This is a genomic window from Mesorhizobium sp. M2A.F.Ca.ET.067.02.1.1 (genome assembly GCF_004023285.1).
Lineage (GTDB): Bacteria > Pseudomonadota > Alphaproteobacteria > Rhizobiales > Rhizobiaceae > Mesorhizobium.
The window spans coordinates 1-1,705 of the sequence record NZ_RZSB01001024.1 but is presented as its reverse complement, the minus strand read 5'-3'; the positions used below and the strand labels follow the sequence as shown (position 1 = coordinate 1,705).

The following is a 1,705-nucleotide window of genomic DNA, read 5'->3' as shown; positions in this document are numbered from 1 at the left end:
GCTAAATATCGACTCCCATGCAAAACCCTCACAAGGGGAGAAGGAAAGGCGGCGCTTACCCCAAAAACACCTTCGCCTTCATCGTCTCCGGTATCGCCACGCCAAGCCGGCTCAGCACCGTCGGCGCGAGCTGCAGCTGGTCGAGCAGCGTGTCGGCCTCGGGGCCTTTCGCGGGCCCGAAATAATAGAGCGCGAAATCCTGCATCTCGTCGTCATGGCCGCCATGGTGGCCGCGGTCGGTCTGGCCGTGGTCGGCCGTCACGATCACTTCATAACCGGCTTCGCGCCATCGCGGCAGGAAGGCGGCGAGCATGCCGTCCATGGCGTAGCAGGCATGGTCCATCTCGATGCAGTCATGGCCGAAGCGATGTCCCATCGAATCCAGCGTGCAGGTGTGCAGGATGCCGTAGTCGATGCCGTGTCGCTTCGCCAGCATGGTCAGCGTCGCGAACAGGTCGATGTCGCTCGGCGTCATCTGGTTCTTGAGATTGTAGCCGGTCATGGTGTGGAAGCGGCCATGCGTGATCGGCCCGCTTGGATCGTCGAACTCCATGTCCTCGACAAGGTCGAACGGAAAGCTGCGGAAGAATTCCGACCAATAGGAATGGGTCACCGCACCCGTCCTGCCGCCGGCCTTGCTGACCTCCGAGAAGATGTCGGGCTGCGTGACGCGAAAGCGATTCTCGTTGGAAAGAATGCCATGCACCTGCGGCGAAACACCGGTGTGGATCGAGGCGTAGCAGCAGGCCGAGGTCGAGGGCAGCACCGAGCGCATCTTCCACGCCTGCGCCTCGCCCGACTGCGTCCAGCCCTCGAGATTGCCCATCAGCCGGCGCCAGTTCCGGTAGGGCACGCCGTCGAGGATGATGAGCAGCAGTTTGGATTTGAGCGCCACGGACAGCTTCCTATGATTGTCGGTCTAAACAAGAACGCCGCGCGTCCCGGGGACACGCGGCGTTCGAAGAATTATACTGATATCAGGCGTTCAGCCAGCATTCGCAGAGCGCGTAGCCGTCCATCATCTCGCCATTTGGGTTCTTGGCGTAGCCGCTGATCTTCTTGGTGTTGGCAGCGTCGACGAACTGGTTGAAGAACGGCACGATCAGGCCGCCTTCGTCGCGCATCAGCATCGCCATGTCGCGATAGATCGCCTTGCGCTTGGCCTGGTCCAACTCGGCGCGCGCGGCATAGAGCATCTTGTCGAATTCGGGCCGCTTGAAGCGTGTGTCGTTCCAGTCGGCGGTTGACAGATAGCCGGTGGAATACATCTGGCCTTGCGTCGGCCGCCCGCCCCAATAGGAGAGCGAGAAGGGCTGCTTGTTCCACACCTCCGACCAGTAACCGTCGCCCGGCTCGCGCTTGATCTCTATTTTGATGCCGGCCTTGGCGCAGGACTGCTGGTAGAGTTGCGCCGCGTCGACCGCGCCGGGGAAGGCGACGTCCGAGGTGCGCAGCAGGATCGAGCCGCTGTGGCCCGATTTCTTGTAGGCGGCTGCCGCTTTTTCCGGATCGAACTTGCGTTGCTCGATATCGGCGGAGAAAAGCGGGTAGGCTTCGTTGATCGGGAAGTCGTTGCCGACCGAGCCATAGCCGCGCAGGATCTTGTCGAGCATCTCCTCGCGGTCCATGGCAAGCTTCAGCGCCATGCGGAGGTCGTTGTTGTCGAAGGGCGCGGTGTCGCAGAACATGTTGAACGGGTAGTAGC

Annotated in this window: 2 protein-coding genes; both read right to left on the bottom strand. The window is 61.6% G+C overall.

Going from position 1 to position 1,705, the window contains the following annotated elements:
- Positions 1-55: 55 nt before the first annotated feature.
- On the bottom strand, positions 56-895 hold the full coding sequence (locus EOA28_RS34970; protein ID WP_127252082.1) for an alkaline phosphatase family protein: 840 nt from the start codon (positions 893-895) through the stop codon (positions 56-58).
- A gap of 82 nt (positions 896-977) precedes the next feature.
- On the bottom strand, positions 978-1,705 hold a 728-nt coding region (locus EOA28_RS34965), incomplete at its 5' end, for an ABC transporter substrate-binding protein (RefSeq protein ID WP_245501673.1).